The organism is Gallintestinimicrobium sp. (genome assembly GCF_046968865.1).
Taxonomy (GTDB): domain Bacteria; phylum Bacillota; class Clostridia; order Lachnospirales; family Lachnospiraceae; genus Gallintestinimicrobium; species Gallintestinimicrobium propionicum.
Genome location: NZ_JBKVPW010000001.1, coordinates 176,946 through 194,958 on the forward strand (window position 1 = coordinate 176,946; position 18,013 = coordinate 194,958).

The window sequence follows — 18,013 nt, forward strand, 5'->3', positions numbered from 1 at the left end:
TTTCCTTTCAGCTCTCCTCCTCAATTACAGGAAGACTGCTCTTTTGCTTTCTCCATCTGCTTCCATTTTTTCTGTGAAAGGCGCAGCAGCTCTCGGATTTCATAAGTATCTGTTTCTTCTGTCGTTGCCCACGTCGCCGTATAGCGGATCGGATATTCCGGATTTAAGCTGTTATATTCCTCTACCTGATTGTCCAGGATCCGGATCATGGCTGCTGCCTTTTTGCTGCTGCACTCTTCAAAAAATACAACAAAGCGGCCAATTCCATTATATCCTCTCATGCCTTCCGTATCTCCCATCAGCTGTACCAGTCCGGCGAAATCCTTTAACACGCCATCGCCTACGGTATATCCGAACCGCTTTGTCAGTTCGGACAGATTATCCAGACTCAAAGTAAAGCAGGTGAAAGCTTCCGGCAGAACCTTTCCCGCCATTTCTCCAATATAAATATTTAACTTTTCCCGGTTCGGCAGCCCTGTCTTCTTGTCGACATACAACAGATAGTCCACGATATCCGACAGTCGTCCCAAAAGGACTGCTCCGCAACAGCCGATCACGAAAAACAATACCAGCGCGAGCATAATATAGAGCTTGATATTGATCGAAGGTGCTACGCGGACAGAGCTGACCATTTTCAGATAATCCGCACTGATATACAGATTCAACTCCTTACTGCTGGTATTGACGATTTCATAATATTCCTGGAGCTCGTTCTCATAATCAGTGATCATCTGCTCCATCTTTGCATGCTCTTCCTCTGTTCCACCAAAGGTCACGTTCTGAAATGCCGTCAGGGTCTCTTCCTGAAACTGACGATCGATCTTGTCTGCCGCAATGGTCTTATCAATTCCGACCAGCTCAAGGATCAGGTTATCGTAGGTTGTGATCGCCTTTGCACCGGCTCCTGCATCCTCGATGGTTCCCAGAATATAATTAGAGGAGACATTGTCTCCGCCCTCTGTAAAATAGCTCTCCAGAATTCCGGCATTCTTTTCCACATAGGAAGCGATCAGCCTTTCGATCTCACTGCGCTGCTGTGCTCCAACCTCTTCACTGTTCTGGGAATCTGCAATGCTGTTTGCAATAAATTCCTGCAGGATCTTACCATCCCGTATCTGCGGTCCATCCAGAACATATGCATACAGCTTCGGAATCTCATATTTTTTCAGTTCAGAATAAATCGCACAGAGATCTTTGTACGTATAGCCTGTCTGGGAGGATCTGAAGTTCGGGTAGCTTTCCCGCTTTGCCAGCAGAAAATCATGCATATCGTTGGTATCGTTTTCGAGGATACGGACACATTCATAATAATCATAACCGTTATCCAGAAGATTCCTGGACGGATTCAGGGACAGCTTCTGCTCCACATATTTTTCCGTATAATAGGTACAGTAGCTCTGCATGATCGCATCCAGCATATTGCGTGCATAGCTGCCGCCCAGCTTTCCATCCACCACCAGACTCACCTTATAAGTATCCGGAAAATAGGTGACTTCTTCTCCCTTTTCGATCAGTGCATCGTTGATCTTCTCCTGTTCCTCTGAAATAATCGGTGTAACGCTGCAGTTCGATCGTACTGTCGTCAGTCTTCCGGATGCTCCAAGAGAATCCATCGCCTGTGCAATTACGGTAGAGGAATAGATTTCATTCACATCCAGATCAGAACCGTCCGGGGCATAGCCGTCCTTTATGCCGTCATTTGTGTACTTCAAAACAACAGATGCTGTATATTGCTGCTTTCCCTGCGCATACAGGTAAATCATTGCCGCCCCTGCCATCGTCAGCAAAAAAATCAGCATACTAAAACGTTTCAGATATCGCAAAATCTCAAACTTTTTCACTTTTCTTTATGCCCTTTCTGTTCTTCCTGACTTTCCTCAGAGAATTCAAGCCCACCATAAACGCCAGAACTGCTGCAGCTTTCATTCCTGTCTTTTTTACGTTAATTCGTTGAGTAAAGGACGCATTATTATAAGTAAAAGAGACATAGTTCTGTGACTTGTATCTGATATATGCCTTATCCAATATAAACAGCTGATCCGAAATCTCATTGATTCCGCTTTCCAGCTTGTTGATCATATCCTGTGCTTCCTTCAGACGCCCTGCATCATCGGTAACCGTCTGCATCTTCTCCACTACATAACTGGTATCCACGATTTCCGACTGATAATCCGTCGCTGCCTGCAGCGAGCTGTCCGCAGAACGCGCCATATTGTCCATTGCAGTCTTTGTCCGGGACATGTAATATTCTTCCATCTCATCTGTCGTCGGGATCATGACAACGGATGTCATGGACTTTTCATATACGGAAATTCCGTTTTTGTTGGCATCATAATATGCCATTTCCTTCTGTGCGGCAATATCGTCGATTTTGTTTTTGTACTCCAGAATGCTGATCAGCAGGGAAGCATCCTTTGCAATCCCTCCTTCGATCACGTAGGCCTTCACATTCGGAATATCATAATCCACAATATTGTTGATCTGCTTGCTCAGCGTCGTGAAGTTATTGGTAGACGAATCCGGATTTTCGGTATCGACATAGCTCTTGTTTTCGCTCAGACGCGCATTTAAATACTGCATGATACATTCTGCCCGCAGCTCCAGCTCATTCAGACGCAGGTAGGGCTCACAATCTGTTGTAACTTCGAGTTTTTCCTTTAACATGTCCTGATTATCGCAGTAGTTTTTCTGAAAAAACTCACGGTATGCTTCACAGATACTTTTCAGCAGACTGATGGTTGTCCGATTTTTCAGTTCCAATCCGTCTGCATTGAGATTGATATTATAGGATGTGCTGATGTAATCGTCACTTCCGCCCACATGTCCCGTTCCTTCCGGAGTGATGAAGACATGGCTGGCAAGCTCCGATGCGGAAATGCTTCCCTGCAAACCAACTTTTTCGATGGCACGCTGCATAACCTCCTCTGAAACGATTTCATAGGCGTTAAAACGGGTTTTATTCGGGCTTAAGCCCAGGGATGCCTCTGAATAATTAAATGAAATATTCGCGCTGGACCAAATGCCGCTTTCCGCATAATGAATGCATCCAAACAAAATGCACAAGATCAGCATATAATATGTCATCCGATATTTGTTTTCCCACAGTATCTGAACTGCTCTTTTCACTTTTCCTTTAATTTCTTTCATTGCACTATCCTACTTACGGCATTGGAAGGTTTAGTTAATATCGATCACTGAAAGCTCCGGAACATTATTGATCCTCGGCCATTTGTCGGAATCTCCCAGTCCACGGCTGACAATCAGCGTCGCCTTGTTGTCAAGGGTATAGACACCTCCTCCATACTCCGGGAACAGTCCCTCTTCCGCAGAATAAAGAGCGCCCAGCTTCGGCAAACGGACAATTCCGCCGTGGGTATGTCCTGCAAGTCCAAGGTCAAAGCTGTAATTTTCCAGCTTCTCCGGGAAATAAGTAGGCACATGCGCAATACAGATGCGCAGATCATATTGATCCTCTGCTTCCTGCGCCTCCATACACTCTTTCGCTCCATAGCTTGCAAAATCTTCCGGTTTTCCTTCTATACCGATCACACTGACCGTATTGTCATACAGGGAATAGGACGTTTCCTCGTTCCGCAGGATTTTCACGCCTGCATCTTCGAAGCGTTTTACCAGTTCCTCATCTCCCTGATGATAAATCTTCACGTCCTCATGGTTGCCCAGCACACCGCATACCGGTGCGATCTCTGTCAGCTGGCTGCAGAGGGAGATCATATTGTCATAAGAATCCACAGTATCATTTACAAGGTCTCCGCCAAGCAGAATCAGGTCCGGTGAAAGATTTTCTATATCCTCTACAAGATCGCCGTTATCCATTCCGTATTCCCGCAAATGCACATCTGTCAGAAAAACTACCCGAATACTATGTGTCAGCTTTCGGGAGCTGACCTGATAAAATTCCGCCGTATAATTCGTCCGGTTATCGTAAATATTTTTGGCAAGTCCGCCTGCCAAAAGCAGGATCAAAAACAGAAACTTCGCCAGAAACTTCATTCTTTTTTTTAATCTGCTTTTTCCAGCTTTCTTTTCCGTATGTTTTATGTTTTTTGCAGGTTCTCTCTCTATGGGCAAAGCTTTACTGCTGCTTCTTCTCTGATGTACCTTGCGTACCAGCGCCTGTTCCCGCATCCGGTTTGCATAGTGATTCGGCGCAAGTGCAAAGACAAGAGCCTTTGCTCTGCGTCTGGCTTTATAGGCACATTTTAAAACGACAAGTCTCTTTACACCAAGCTTTTTTCTGCTTTTTGGTTCACTGGCACAATAGCAATCAATATATTTCCAGGACAGATCATCTTCCAGAAGCCTGCGCAGCTTCCGGGGCTTTACTGTTTTATAAAGCTTCCTCAGTCCATCGTAGATCTTCACCCTGTCTGCAATTTTTTTTGCGTTTAAGGCCGTGGAATTCATAATAGAATCACTTCTGGAATTATCATAATGATAATAGACATAATCTGTCAACACAACCCGTTCCGCTTTTAACAATGCTCTCGGTGTAAATTCTTCATCTTCATGTAAAATACCGTACTCAAAATACAGGTCATTTCTAACAAGAAAATCTCGCCGAAACATGGTTCGGATAACCTCTACCCGAAGTGCACCACCCTCCAGACATCCCATCAGATATGCCGGGCCGCTATAGATACGATGATACTGAAAACGATCCTCCGCCACCTTTTCAAACCGTGCCATCCCTTCAGAGGGCTTCTCCAGTGCCATTTTGGAGATAATTATATCTGCAAAGCCTGCCCTTGCTTCCTTCCATAGGTTGGCACAGGCCTGGGGCTCCAGATAGTCATCGCTGTCTACAAATAAGACATATTCCCCATGCGCCCGCTCCAGTCCGTAGTTGCGCGCATCCGACAAGCCGCCGTTCGGTTTATGGTAAGCGATAATCCGTGCATCTTTTTTTGCATAATTGTCACAAATTTCTCCGCACCGGTCAGGGCTGCCGTCATCTATAAGAATAATTTCCAACGACAAAAAATCCTGCGCAATCAGTGACTCTACACACCGGACAAGATACTTTTCCACCTTATAAATTGGTACAATTATTGAAATTTGCACATCTTGTTTCTTCATCAGCAATTTTGCTCCCAACGCTTCTCATTTTTTCTGTTCAGAGCACATTTGTAAACATCTTCATGCCATTCGATCACTGCATCATAATCAAAATTTTCTTTGACATATTCTATTTCCTGCTTTAGCAGTACTTCGTCCTTTGGAGTTGTCAATTCTTTCGAAAGCGCAGCCGCCAGCGAATCAATATTCTCTGCCTCAAACTCTGCCCCGTATTGTTTGGTAATCACCGTATTTGCCGGAATATCACTGACCAAACATCTTCCGCCACAGGACATTGCCTCCAGAAGAGCAAGGGAAAGTCCCTCGGTATGACTCGGAAGGACAAATAGCCTGCAGTTGGAAAACAGCTCAGCGAGCTCTTGTCCCTGCACCAGGCCGGTACGGATCACCCTCGGGTCTGCATCGATTTTGTGGAGCATTTCTTTTCCAAATCCCGTTTCCGGGATCGGGCCAGCCAATACCAGGCGTTCCTGCAGCCGGAGCTTCTGATACGCCTCCAGCAAATCCTGCGGACCCTTTTCCGGAGAAATCCGTCCGACATACAGAATATAGCTGTCTTTTTCCAGGCCATATTTTTCCCGGATGACATTACAGGAAACCGGTGTGATCCGTTCCACTGCATTATGGATCAGAATAGAGTCCCGATTATACTTCTGCAGAAAATATTGTTTCTCCTCTTCGGAAAGAACGATTACTTCATCAGCAAAACGGGCGGCAACTTTTTCTCCCAGACGGAGATAGAAGGAAGCGAAACCACCCCACTTATCACTTCTCCAGTTCAGTCCATGCACCGTGCATACCGTATGCTTGCCAAACAGCTTTGCAAGAAACAATGGAACGGAGGGTCCGATCGCATGATAATGAATGACATCAAAATCATGGAATATTGTATCAAATGTCGCCAGAAAAGAATAGACCATCGCATTCAAAATCTGCTTTTTAAATGTAAAAATCCGCTTGACCCTGACGTTCTGTTCCCGATAAGTATTATGCCCCTTTTGCCTGCCTCTGTTGTACACGGTTACCTCATGTCCTCTGGCAGCAAGTCTGGTCGAAAGCTCATAAACTACCACCTCTACGCCTCCGGAACGAGAAGGGAAATCTTTATGTCCTATCATCGCTATTTTCATCTGTGTCTTCCCTTTCATTTGTATTTTTCTGAAGAAGAATGTCTCCTTTGTGATATCGTTCTCACTCTTTCTTAACAGAATCTTAACATGCATTGCCCAACTGCAGTGTATCGTCTGATTCTGCTGCGCCTTTTCCCCTGAGACGCATATTTCTTCCTCTGTTCCCCGCTCTTTTAGATTTTTCCCTATCAGTTTAGATCAATCTTCACTATCTGTAAAGATTTTCAGAAATTTTCCAGCTCCTTTAGCACGGTTACTGTGGCTTCGTACGCTTCTGCCACCTTCTGATATAACTCCTCGCTGCCCTCGGTCTGACGTCCGCGCAGCTTTTCGGTCAGCTCGCAGTCTGCTTCGTATAATCTGTCCAGCCCAAGATTGGCGCAGATACCCTTTAAGGTGTGTGCGGCGCGGAATGCGTCCTCTCCGTCCTTTTCTTTCAGGGATTCCGTCAGCTCCTCAAAGCTCTTGTCTTCCAGAAATTTAACTGCAAACCGTTTTACCAGCGCTTCGCTGCCCATACGTCCCAGCACTTTGTCAAAATCAGATCCGATTTTTTCATAGCATTCTCTGACTGTCATCTTTTCCTCTCCTTTTCACTTATCCTCTATCCTTCTGTCTTCAAACCCGCCACGAGGGTGTTACCCCCCCCCAGAGGTGTCCAGCTATTTCTGTGCTCAGCATTCATCAGCTGAATCGGGATATCTTCTTTTATCTCCAGCAGACATTCTATCAGCAACGGATTGAACTGTCCGCACTCTCCTGTGACGATCATTTCAATCGCCTTTTCATGTGGAATCGCCTTTTTGTATACACGCTCGTTGGTCAATGCATCATATACATCTGCAAGGGAAACCACCTGTGCTGAAATCGGGATCTCGTCCCCCTTTAAGCCGTCCGGATAACCTTTTCCGTCATAGCGCTCGTGATGCCAGCGACAGATTTGTTCTGCAATACGTACCAGCGGTTCCTCCTGATACTGTTTCAGATTTTGCAGCATCGACCACCCGATCACGGTATGCTTTTTCATTTTTTCATATTCTTCCTGCGTCAGCTTTTCGGGCTTATTTAAGATGGCTTCCTCAATGCCGATTTTGCCGATATCATGAAGTGCCGACGCCAGTGCGATCCGGTTTAAGTCTCCCCATGTCATCTGGTATCGATCCGTTTTCTGCATCAGCTTTTTCAAAAGAATCTTCGTCAGTATTCCGATATTCCGGACATGCTGTCCGCTCTCTCCGTTTCGGCATTCTACGATATGACTCAGGATATTGACCATAATTTGGTTGTTTTTCTCTTTTTCCTGCATCTGGCCTGCAACCAGGTCGATCAGCTTGCGCTGCTTTGCATACAGCTTGATGGTATTATATACACGTTGGCGAACAACATTTGTATCAAAGGGTCTGCTGATATAGTCTGATACGCCCATTTCGTATGCCTGACGGATATGTAGCTCCGAGTCTTCGCTGGAAATCATGATGACCGGAATATCTTCGATGAGATGTTCTTTATTCATCACCTTCAAAACACCGAGTCCGTCCATTCCCGACATGATGAAATCCAGTAAAACGATAGATATTTCTGTCCCGTATTGATGCAGCAGCTCCAGACACTCCTCGCCGCTGGATGCTTCTATAATGTCAAACCTATCCTTCAGCATTTCGAAGAGAATCTCCCGGTTGATCTTGGCATCATCCACAATGAGGACAAGCTCTCTGCCGGAGTCGCGTTCCAGCCTTTCTCCGACCTCCTGACGGATTCCCTCCGTACTGCTTTCTGTCACAACCTGATTTCTATGCTTCTTTGCCTGATACATCAGCCGATCCGCACGCTCCAAAGCGGTCCCCACAGTCTCTTCCACCGTCGTTACTCCTCCGATGCTCACAGAAAGGGAGATACCCGGATAGCCGTCCAAAGTGGTCTGATGAAGCTGTTTTTGGATCTGGTTGAGTTTTTTGTCAAAGGCGTCCTTCCGGATCCCGGGCAGTATCAGCAAAAATTCGTCCCCACCGTAGCGGATCAGAACATCTGTTTTTCGGATATGGGATAAGATCACTTTCACAGCGCTATTGAGTGCAAGATCCCCCACATTGTGTCCGTAGGAATCGTTATAATATTTAAAATTATCCAGATCCATCATGGCAATGCCCACAGGGCCCCGCATATTTTTGATTTTTTCTTCGTAATAACGGCGGTTGAGTACACCTGTCAGCACGTCTCGATAGAGCTTCTCGTTATAGCCTGCCAGCTGATCAATCAGATATTGCTTTTCCTCCAGATCCGTCAGCGCATCCTCATCCAGACGGTGCACCAGCTCCATTACGCAAGGCTTTCCATCTATTTCCAGATATCTTGCGATCACCTGATAGATGTCATTCTCCATAATCTCCAGCTTGCACTTTTCTTTTCTGCTTCTGACTGCCTCCAGTGCAATGCAATACTTACAGGGAGCCGAGTGTTTCCACAGATCATAACAATGGCAGACTTCCGGTGCATCGGTCTCCAACGGTTCTGCTTCCATGCCATCGTTTCTTCGCAACAGCTTTTCCCCGTCCAGGAGCCTCACGATCGGAAAAAGCCTGCGGAAACATTTCATTTCTTCCTGAACCTGTTCTTTTGTTATGCTGACTTTCTGATCCATTCTTTTTTCCTCGCTGCGATCTATGATGCCAGGGTCACAAGGTCTAAGCCCACATGAGCTTGCTCATAGGTGGGTGAAAGACCTCATGGCCCGCCCCGATAGGAGCATAAAAGTGGGATGATAATCCCACGATATGCGACTATCGGGCAGGATTGTGGGAGTGCGCAGCACGGAACAATCCGTAGGCATCAAGGTCGGGGGCTTTTGACCCCGACATCAATCTATTACATTTCGTAACTGTTCCATACCCTCACAGTTACTGCATTTCATTTATTATATTGCGTTTTTTTCGACTTGTCCATCCCCGCGTGCTCTATTCTCACAATAAACGTAGCCGCCTGGCGATCTGCTCCGCAAGATTTTTACGTCTGTAGAGGGTTGCGTAAGCGACCGCCTTCCTCTCCACCGCTTATGGTTCTCGCGGAGCGTTTTTGTGTCATAGGACGAAGTTTCCTACATGAAAAAGAATGTGCCTTGGCACATTCTCGCGCCGAGGCGCGGTTGCTTCAGCAACCATCTACCCCTGCGCCGAGTGCGCATCCTCGCGGAGCGTTTTTGTGTCATAGGACGAAGTTTCCTATGACACAAAAAAGGCGGAAGCGCCAGATACCTGACAGCTTCCACCCGATTTTTTTCTATATTCTGATTGACGTTCACATTTATTTGCGTCCCTGCAGCGCCTGTGCGATATCTTCTCTCATATCGATAACCGCCTGTCTGGATGCGTCCGCATAGTTAGCCGCACCAAACTGTGCATATTTTTCCTGCTGATATGCTGCAATGATGCCGCGGGAAGAGTTGACAATCGCGCCAAGTCCGTCTTCATTGAAAAAGTGCACCAGATCAGCGCCCTTGCCGCCCTGTGCGCCGTAGCCGGGCACGAGGATGTAGGACTTCGGCATCACCTTGCGCAGCGCCTTGCCCATTTCAGGATAGGTTGCGCCAACAACCGCACCAACATTGCTATATTCGCTGCCCATGCACTCGCTGCCCCATTCGGCAACCTTTTCACCGACGATTTCATACAACGGTCTGCCGTCCACCAGACGATCCTGGAACTCACCACTGCTGGGGTTGGAAGTTTTTACCAGCACAAAAATGCCCTTATTTTCTTCTTTGCAGACCTTTATGAACGGATTGATGCCGTCGGAACCCAGATACGGATTCACCGTTGCAAAATCCTCGTCAAAGGGTGCATAGCTCTTTTCTCCCACTACTACTTTTCCGAGATGGGCAACCGCATAAGCCTCAGAAGTGGAACCGATATCGCCGCGTTTTACATCGCCGATGACAACCAGACCTTTCTCTTTGCAGTATGCGACGGTCTTCTGAAATGCGATCAGACCTGCTACGCCGAACTGCTCATACATGGCGATCTGCGGCTTTACTGCCGGAATCAGATCCGCTACTGCATCCACGATGCCCTTATTGTACTGCCAGATCGCTTCTGCAGCGCCCTTTAACGTCTCGCCGTATTCCGCAAAAGCAGCTTTCTGAATCTGCTCCGGAATAAATTTCATCATCGGGTCCAGTCCGACAACGATTGGAGCATTTGTCTTTTTGATATTTGCAATTAACTGGTCAATCATATCTTTTTCTCCTTTTTGTTTTCCTGGCTTGCGTCAGTTTTCCAAGCTTCTGCTATGGTATCACATTCTGCTTCGGGCAACAAGTCCGGCGACGGGGTCTTCGATCAGTTTTTTGGAAAATACCGCACCTGCGCCGGTCAGAAGCAGCGCCAGAATCAGAAACGCTGCGTTCGGCAGTCCGATCTGTACCCGCACCATGCCGAGCCCTTCTAAAATTACAGCATGCACCAGATAAATCTCATACGAATACCGATCCGTCCACAGCACAGCATCCGAAATCCGACCTCCGATTCCTTTCCTGCAGAACCGAAAGCCGCTGCCTGCAAGCAGTAACATGCCAAAGCACCACGACCACCAAATAAACGAATCCGTCTGCGCCCTGCCAAGGGCCAAACCCGCACCTGCTGCCGCAAGCATGCCGATATAGACAAGCAACTGCGCGCCGATACGCCTTCCCGCCTGATGGATCTCCCAGACCAACATACCGAGCAGAAAATAATGCAGGTAATAAAAAATCATCATGTAATCACCGTATCCGGTTTTTACCCACAAATACCGCAGAATCAATGCCAGTACATAGCAGAAAAACGCGCTCGTACAGCCGCGGATCAGGCGCACAAAGACCGGCACAAGCAGATAAAACGCCATAAACAGGCTGATCGTCCAGGTTGCGCTCAGGTTTCCCCAGAAATCATTCGGTGCAGGGATCACGCTGTTTGTCAGGAAAAAATACCGAAGCCAGTACAGGCCCTGCGGGTCTGCCGGAATATCCTTTAAAATCAGCCCGTGCAGCAGGATGTTATAAAGGATCACCCCATAATACAGCGGAAGAATCCGCACCAGACGTTTTTTATAATAGGTCAGCAGCTCTTTTTTTCCAGCCGTCGGGAGCTTTTTGTCACAGCAGGCGAGATAGCCGCTGAGGACAAAAAATAGATACACGCCCGCCGCTCCCTGATTGGCAAGCCACGCGGCTTTTCCCGTCGCTCCCAGCCTCGGTGCAAGGTGGGTGATAAACACTCCGATACAGGCAAGCGCCCTCAGAAGCTGAATGTGTTCGTATTTTTGTTTCATATTCTTCCAATGCTCTGCATCAAAAACCGGAACATTGCTGCGTAGGTTGCACCATCATAATGCAGTCCGTCTGCCTGCGTGGTATATCCGCTGCCCGCCAGAAACACATACAGATTCAGTCGTCCGATTCTGGCATCCAGCCGGTTGTTTAACTGGTTGTTAAAATATTCTACCGCCCAGTTGCGTTTTCCGTATTCGTTTTCCCCGACCGGACCGACCGAGGCGAAGTACACCGTCGCACCTTTCGAAATCCAATCCTGTGCATATCGGTTAATCGTCGTAATATAATCGTTGTGTCGTGACAAATCATTGACGCCGTAATTGAGAATAATCACTGAGCCGGGCGTCATATACTGGTCGACGTCCTTTTTCGCCTGGGCGGTGGAAAGCCAGTCCACGCCACCTCCAAAGCATGCCACAAAGGCCGTACCAGGCCATGCTGCCGTTCCACCGACTGCATTCGCCATCTGTCCCGTGCGGGAGTCCCCGACGAAGATGACGTTGCCGCTGCCCGCCGGAATGGGGGTTTTCTGCGCAGCCTGCGCCTGAGCCAGTGCCGCCTGCTGTACTGTTGCCTGCTGTACTGCTGCCTGCTGCATTGCTGCCTGCTGCGCCAGTGCCGCCTGCTGCGCTGCCAGTGCCGCCGCTGCTGCTTGGGCCTGTGCCACCTGCTGTTTCACCGCTTCCGCCTGTGCAGCAAGCGCTGCCGTCATCGCTACATCCACGCAGACCGGCTGGCAGGCTGTCTGTGTGATATAGCCGATCGCATTTCCATAGACAATCTGGTACATGCCACTTTTCCCGCTGCCGGTCTGCCCGCATACGTTGACCGTCGTGCCGACCGGTAAAATACCAAGTGCTGCAGAGGTTTTATCCGCCTGCTGCGTCACCGTTTTTTCTTCCCCGACGACTGCTGCCATCGTAACCGGCGTCACTTTTTTCCCGGATGCTGCCTGTGCCGTCATCGATATCGACAATCCGAGACAAAGACACAACGCCAGACAGCAGATACGGGCGATCGCGCCGCCAAAAACCGTTTTTCTGATTTTTACACGTTTCTCCATAGTCATTCCCTACATTTCTTTCTAAGCAGCCATGCGACTATACTGTCCTGTCCGTGTGTAGGGCTACCGCGTCTGCAGAAATACCGCTTCCCGCTGTGCCTTTTCATCGTCCGGATACAAAGCAAGGTACTGATCCATCGCAAGCTTCGCTTTATCGTACTGCCCAAGGTATTCATACGCTACCAGTTCGTTGAACATCAGCGACTGCGTCGCCGTATTGCCCTCTACTTCCAGCCCTGCCTGGAACGCTGCAAGCGCCGCTTCATAATCGCCGCCCTTTAATTTGCAAAGCCCGAGCTGATTGTACAAAGACGCGTCCGGCGTTTTGTTCTGCAGGTAGGTGTTATAGACACTCGCCGCATAATTGTAGTCACCGAGCGCCTCATAGGTCTGACCGAGCAGGGACGCTGCTTCCGCACCGCCGTTTTCCTGCGCCTTTTCCAAAGAGGTACGGGCCTGCTCATAATCGCCCAGGTAGTAGCTGATTCTGCCGAGATCGAAATCCGAAATCCGCTTCCTGTCGCCGTCCAGAACATTTTCCAGATAGGATTTTCCAAGATCGTCCTGTCCGTATTTACTGCAGCTGCAGAAAATATCAATCCGGATGTCGTAATCGTTCGGCGCAGCCTCAACCGCCTTGTCAAAATCGGCTTTCGCAGCGTCCATACTGCCCTGCTCCAGCTCCATGGTTCCTTTTAAGTACCAGGCGGTCTTTTCCCCGGGCTTCAGATCCGTGATTGCCTGATAAACATTGATCGCCTTGTCGACCTGTCCGTTCCGATAATAGGCAGTCGCCAGATAATAGTTGATGTCATAATCCATCGCATCCGGACGCGGGCTGCTCTGCCCCAGCGCCTTTTCAAAGCTCGCCGCTGCATTCTCATAATCTGTCATGCCCATGTAAGCCAGCCCCTGCCCTCTGTAAACCTGACGCAGATCCTCTTTATTCAGAGCTGCCGCCTCGAAGCAGGTCAGCGCGCCCTCATAGTCCATCTGCTCCACCAGCGCAATTCCCTGCGAAAGATTGTCCTCCTTCGCAGCACCGCAGCCGGTAAGGAGCGCGCACGCCAGAAGCGCCGTCGCGAACACAATGCAGATCTGTCTATCCTCTCTGTCTTTTTGTTTCTCTTTCTTCACGTTTCCTCCAGTCCGTACGCAAAGCCCCTGTATGCCGTTTTATTCCTGCACCAGAAGGATTTCATCCATGCGAACCCCGCTCTCGCCAAAGAACAGCGTCAGCTGGTTTTCCCCGCTTTCCGGGAAGCTTATCGTTACCGCACGCTCTATGATCTTGTTGTCGGTTCCGTTAAAGGTCGTCGTCTGCTGCAGGACGCCGTTGACAAAAATGGAAACCGGCAGCTGCGCAAACGGATTTTCTCCGGAATGCATTTTAAAAATCATCTGATAGCTGCCTGCTTTGGAGACGTCCAGCAGATACCCGGCGCGCACGCCCTTCTGGGTGCTCAGCTTTGTCAGATCGAGCTTTGTCTCTTTTTCTACTTTCTGACTTGCGATCACATTTCCTGCCATCGCATCCTTTGCCGGATTGTTAATTTCTTCACATACATCAAATTCCCGATCACAGAACCGGTTCATCACCGGAGAACGCATCAGAAAATGACAGATATTCTTTGCATTTCTAACCAGCTGTCCTCTTGTGAGCCGTCCATCTGCCAGGCCCTCCATCGTGTTGTCATTTGCAGAGTTCGAAGCAGAATCCGAAACAACCATGTAAACGTCGTTCTGAGCGCGCACCATCGGAATCGTATTGCTCTGGGAGCCTTCCTCGCCTTCCTCGTTCATCTTCGCCCACCAGTCAGTCATTACCACGCCCTGGTAGCCCCAGTCTTTCCGCAAAATCGTCGTCAGCAGGTCGTAGTTGCCTGCTGTCCAGATTCCGTTGATCGGTCCGTAGGTAGACATAATGCTGTAGGCATGTCCTTCTTTTACTGCGATTTCAAAGCCCTTTAAATAGATCTCGCGCAGCGCACGTTCGGAAACAACGCCGTTTGCATCGTGCCGCTTAAATTCCTGGTTATTTCCCGCAAAGTGTTTAATCGTTCCGGTCACACCATATTTTCCCATGCCCTTTAACTGAGCTGCAGCCATCGTACCTGCCACACAGGGGTCTTCCGAAAAATATTCAAAGTTTCTGCCGTTTAACGGATTGCGATGAATGTTCATGCCAGGCCCCAGCAGCGTATCAATCTGATTCTTGCGCAGCTCCATTCCTTCCATCTCATAAAGCTGTTCCACCAGCTCCGGATTAAAGGTGCAGGCAAGCAGTGTGCCGTTTGGCAGGGAAAAGGCGATGGTTCCGCAGTCCATACGGATTCCGGAGGGTCCATCCGAGCAGCCCGCAACCGGGATTCCAAATGCCTTTAAGGAATCCGTCACACCGCCGAATGCAGATGCAATGCCAGGTGTTGCCTTCGGAGAGCACATGCCCTCTCCCCGGACCAGGCATGCCAGATCTTCGTCCGATAACTGGGATAAAAACTGTTCCAGCGTCACCTTTTTATCACAAACATCCGCTAACTTCCAGCCCTGATCGCCGATGCAGGCCTCTGCCTCCGGACGTTCTGTCCGGATTCTTTCTGCCAAATCGACGCTCCGCAGAGGCGCTGCCTGTTTTCCGATTTCCAGAACCGGCTCTCCGTCTGTGCCCTTTTTGCCCGTTTCGACCGGAACCAGACGCTCATATGGCTGTACCGGTGCAAGCGCCTCTTCCAGTCTGGAAATGACGCACAGCTCGTCTAACTGCACCTCGCAAACCTTTTTCGCGCTGCGGACATCCGTTCCGACATAGATGCCATAAGCGCCCGCTTCCAGCACCCAACAGGATTTCTCCCCGGTTACGCCGCTGTCATCATAGGATGCACTCTTTTCCAGGGAAACGACGAGATTTACCTCCTCCCCCTCTCCTGGCGTAAGCAGCTGCGTCTTGTAAAAGCTGTTTAGATTCCGGACAGGCTTGCCAAGCTTTCCCTGAGGCGGGCAGACATACACCTGCACAACTTCTTTTCCGGCAGTCTTTCCGATGTTTTTAACCAAAACGGTAAGTTCTGCTTTCGTACCGTCCGTTCTTGTATTCAGAACCTCCACGGAAAAATCCGTATAAGACAGACCAAAGCCAAAGGGATAGCTTACTTTTTCCTTTGCAAAGGTTTCAAAATAACGGTAGCCAACGTAAATATCCTCTGCATACACATTGCATACAGCATCTCCAAAATTATCCGTAGACGGATAATCCGAAATATCTGCTGCGATCGTATCGCTCAGCTTACCACACGGATTCACTGCGCCGGTCAGGATATCTGCCGCCGCGTGTCCGCCCTCCTGACCGCCCTGCCATACATACAAAACTGCCTGGGGCTGGTAGCGGTCCACCCATTTCATATCAATGATATTGCCGACGTTTAACACAACGGCAGTCCGTTTGAATGCGCTACAGACGGTTTTGATCAGCGCCTCCTCCTCTGCTGTCAGCAGATAGCTTCCCGGCTCTGCGCTGTTGTCCATGTCCTCGCCTGCTGTTCTGCCCAGCACAACAACAGCAAGGTCAGAGGATGCTGCCGCTTTCTGTGCAAGCGCCTCGCTGACCGGCATTTCCTTCTGGCTCCAGGGCTCCTGCGCCCAGCCTTCTCCCATATCAAAGGGATTTTCCCGGATCCAGTCCTGATAAACCGCTTCCAGCTCTTCGTTGACAGAAATATCCTTGCATTCCTTTAAGCTATCCAGGATATTTGTCACATAGGGAGCATTTACCATACCGCCCGATCCGGTTCCGCTCTTATAATAGGTAAAGGCAATCCGTCCAAACACGGAAACTGTCTCTCCTTTTCGGATCGGAAGTGCCTCCTTCTCATTTTTTAAAAGAACACATCCCTCTGCTGCCGTCTGTCTTGCCAGGGCAGCGTACTGATCGTAATCCAGTGTAAATCTCATAATGTTTTCCTCCTTTTTTTGGTTCCTGCATATGTAAAACAGAGTCCTGCTCCGCCTGCGGCGGGTTGCACAGACAGCACATCTGTCACATTGTTTTGCGCAGTCCTTTGGGATAATGATTTTTTAAAATCCCGCCTGCCAGCTTTCCCCAGCCGAGGCTGTATCCATCTACGCAGACCAGCTGCCAGCCCTTTTCCCCGTCTTTGGAAAGCGTCATGCCGTTGATCCACTGCCTTGCCTCCTGGCTGTCACCGGAAAGGTTGCAGCAATGCACTGCATCTTTGGGCGAAAGCGAAAGTGCCAGCGCATGTGCCGGTTCAAACCGCCCTTTTTTCATCGTGCCAAGATGCAGTCCCGGACGCAGCACTTTTAAGCCTTTTAAAGCCGGCATGTCCTTTGGTGCAAGATAAAGCTGGTCACCGAACAATAAAAAGATTCCATCAAACTGCTTCTTCAGGCTTTCTCGTTCAAATTCTTTCCATGCAGCAAAATCCTTGGGCGCAATTCCTTTCTGGATTCCATACAGGCTGCGCGCCCGGTATCCCTCCGGCACTTCCCCTGTTTTTTCAAGCACCGCCAGAAAATGTCCTTCTCCATGCAGCTTATGGGGCCAGAGACGAATGGTCTTTTCCATTCCGTCCGGGACGGGCTCGGTTCCCGCCCAGTCCGGTCTGCCCGGCTCCATACCGTCATAACGGTGCGTCTCTTTTATGGAAAATTCCGGATGCCGCAAAAGGAATCGTGCAACACTGCCTTCATCCTCCTGCAGCGCAAACGTACAGGTCGAATATACCAGCCTGCCGCCTTTTTTCAGCATTGCGGCAGCTTCGTCCAGTACGCTGTCCTGCCGCTTTGCACACAGCTCCACGTTTTCGGGACTCCATTCGCTGCAGGCTTCCTCGTGCTTTCGGAACATCCCCTCACCGGAGCAGGGAGCGTCCACCAAAATTTTATCGAAATATTCCGGGAAATAAGCGGACAGTCGCTCCGGGCTTTCGTTCGTCACAACTGCATTGGTCAGTCCCATCCGCTCCACATTTTCCGAAAGAATTTTTGCCCGCGCCGGATGGATCTCATTGCAGACTAAAATACCTTTTCCCTGCATCGCATCACCGATCTGGGTGCTTTTCCCGCCGGGGGCAGCGCACAGATCCAGCACATAATCCCCCGGCTGTACGTCCAGATATCCGACAGGCGCCATCGCGCTCGCTTCCTGAATATAATAAACACCAGCCTCGTGATACGGGTGCTTGCCCGGTGTATCCTCTTCGCTGTAATAAAAACCGTTTTTCTCCCATGCAACCGGCGTCAGATGAAACGGCGATTTTTCCATAAATTCCTCCCGGTCCGTTTTGCGCGGGTTGAGCCGCAGCGACTGATAATGACCGGATTCATAGCTTTGCAGAAATGCTTCATATTCCTCTCCCAGCATTTCCTGCATGCGCGTCAAAAACGCGGACGGCAGATTCATAA

At 49.1% G+C, this 18,013-nt stretch carries 12 protein-coding genes; all 12 read right to left on the reverse strand.

Annotation, left to right across the window (positions count from 1 at the left end; translation table 11 throughout):
* Positions 1–20 precede the first annotated feature (20 nt).
* Positions 21–1,841 carry a GGDEF domain-containing protein gene (locus ACLTOQ_RS00755; RefSeq protein WP_262585373.1) on the reverse strand — a complete coding sequence of 607 codons (1,821 nt, stop codon included), beginning with the start codon at positions 1,839–1,841 and terminating at the stop codon, positions 21–23.
* Positions 1,828–3,147, reverse strand: a complete 1,320-nt coding sequence (locus ACLTOQ_RS00760) for a hypothetical protein (protein ID WP_262585374.1) — start codon at positions 3,145–3,147, stop codon at positions 1,828–1,830. The genes ACLTOQ_RS00755 and ACLTOQ_RS00760 overlap by 14 nt, the downstream gene beginning before the upstream one ends.
* A 30-nt stretch (positions 3,148–3,177) precedes the next feature.
* The gene (locus tag ACLTOQ_RS00765; protein ID WP_262585375.1) at positions 3,178–5,097 is read right to left on the reverse strand and encodes a glycosyltransferase; all 1,920 of its coding nucleotides are present in this window, start codon (positions 5,095–5,097) and stop codon (positions 3,178–3,180) included.
* Positions 5,097–6,227, reverse strand: coding sequence for a glycosyltransferase family 4 protein (locus ACLTOQ_RS00770; protein ID WP_412318413.1), 1,131 nt, complete (start codon positions 6,225–6,227; stop codon positions 5,097–5,099). Before ACLTOQ_RS00770 ends, ACLTOQ_RS00765 begins: the two co-directional genes overlap by 1 nt.
* A 224-nt stretch (positions 6,228–6,451) precedes the next feature.
* Positions 6,452–6,805: an Hpt domain-containing protein gene (locus ACLTOQ_RS00775; RefSeq protein WP_021915905.1), complete on the reverse strand. Its 354-nt coding sequence runs from the start codon at positions 6,803–6,805 to the stop codon at positions 6,452–6,454.
* A 26-nt stretch (positions 6,806–6,831) separates the two neighbouring features.
* On the reverse strand, positions 6,832–8,865 hold the full coding sequence (locus tag ACLTOQ_RS00780) for a diguanylate cyclase (protein ID WP_412318415.1): 2,034 nt from the start codon (positions 8,863–8,865) through the stop codon (positions 6,832–6,834).
* Between the two features lie 659 nt (positions 8,866–9,524).
* On the reverse strand, positions 9,525–10,454 hold the full coding sequence (gene pyrF / locus ACLTOQ_RS00785) for an orotidine-5'-phosphate decarboxylase (RefSeq protein WP_118762770.1): 930 nt from the start codon (positions 10,452–10,454) through the stop codon (positions 9,525–9,527).
* A 60-nt stretch (positions 10,455–10,514) separates the two neighbouring features.
* On the reverse strand, positions 10,515–11,528 hold the full coding sequence (locus ACLTOQ_RS00790; protein WP_262585379.1) for an acyltransferase family protein: 1,014 nt from the start codon (positions 11,526–11,528) through the stop codon (positions 10,515–10,517).
* The gene (locus ACLTOQ_RS00795) at positions 11,525–12,592 is read right to left on the reverse strand and encodes an SGNH/GDSL hydrolase family protein (protein ID WP_337597695.1); all 1,068 of its coding nucleotides are present in this window, start codon (positions 12,590–12,592) and stop codon (positions 11,525–11,527) included. Before ACLTOQ_RS00795 ends, ACLTOQ_RS00790 begins: the two co-directional genes overlap by 4 nt.
* A gap of 63 nt (positions 12,593–12,655) precedes the next feature.
* Positions 12,656–13,729, reverse strand: coding sequence for a tetratricopeptide repeat protein (locus ACLTOQ_RS00800; protein WP_337597693.1), 1,074 nt, complete (start codon positions 13,727–13,729; stop codon positions 12,656–12,658).
* 39 nt (positions 13,730–13,768) lie between these two features.
* Positions 13,769–16,540 (reverse strand): glycoside hydrolase family 3 protein, encoded by a 2,772-nt coding sequence (locus tag ACLTOQ_RS00805; protein ID WP_412318416.1) that lies wholly within the window; start codon positions 16,538–16,540, stop codon positions 13,769–13,771.
* An 85-nt stretch (positions 16,541–16,625) separates the two neighbouring features.
* Positions 16,626–18,011, reverse strand: a complete 1,386-nt coding sequence (locus tag ACLTOQ_RS00810) for an RsmF rRNA methyltransferase first C-terminal domain-containing protein (RefSeq protein WP_412318417.1) — start codon at positions 18,009–18,011, stop codon at positions 16,626–16,628.
* Positions 18,012–18,013: the final 2 nt, after the last annotated feature.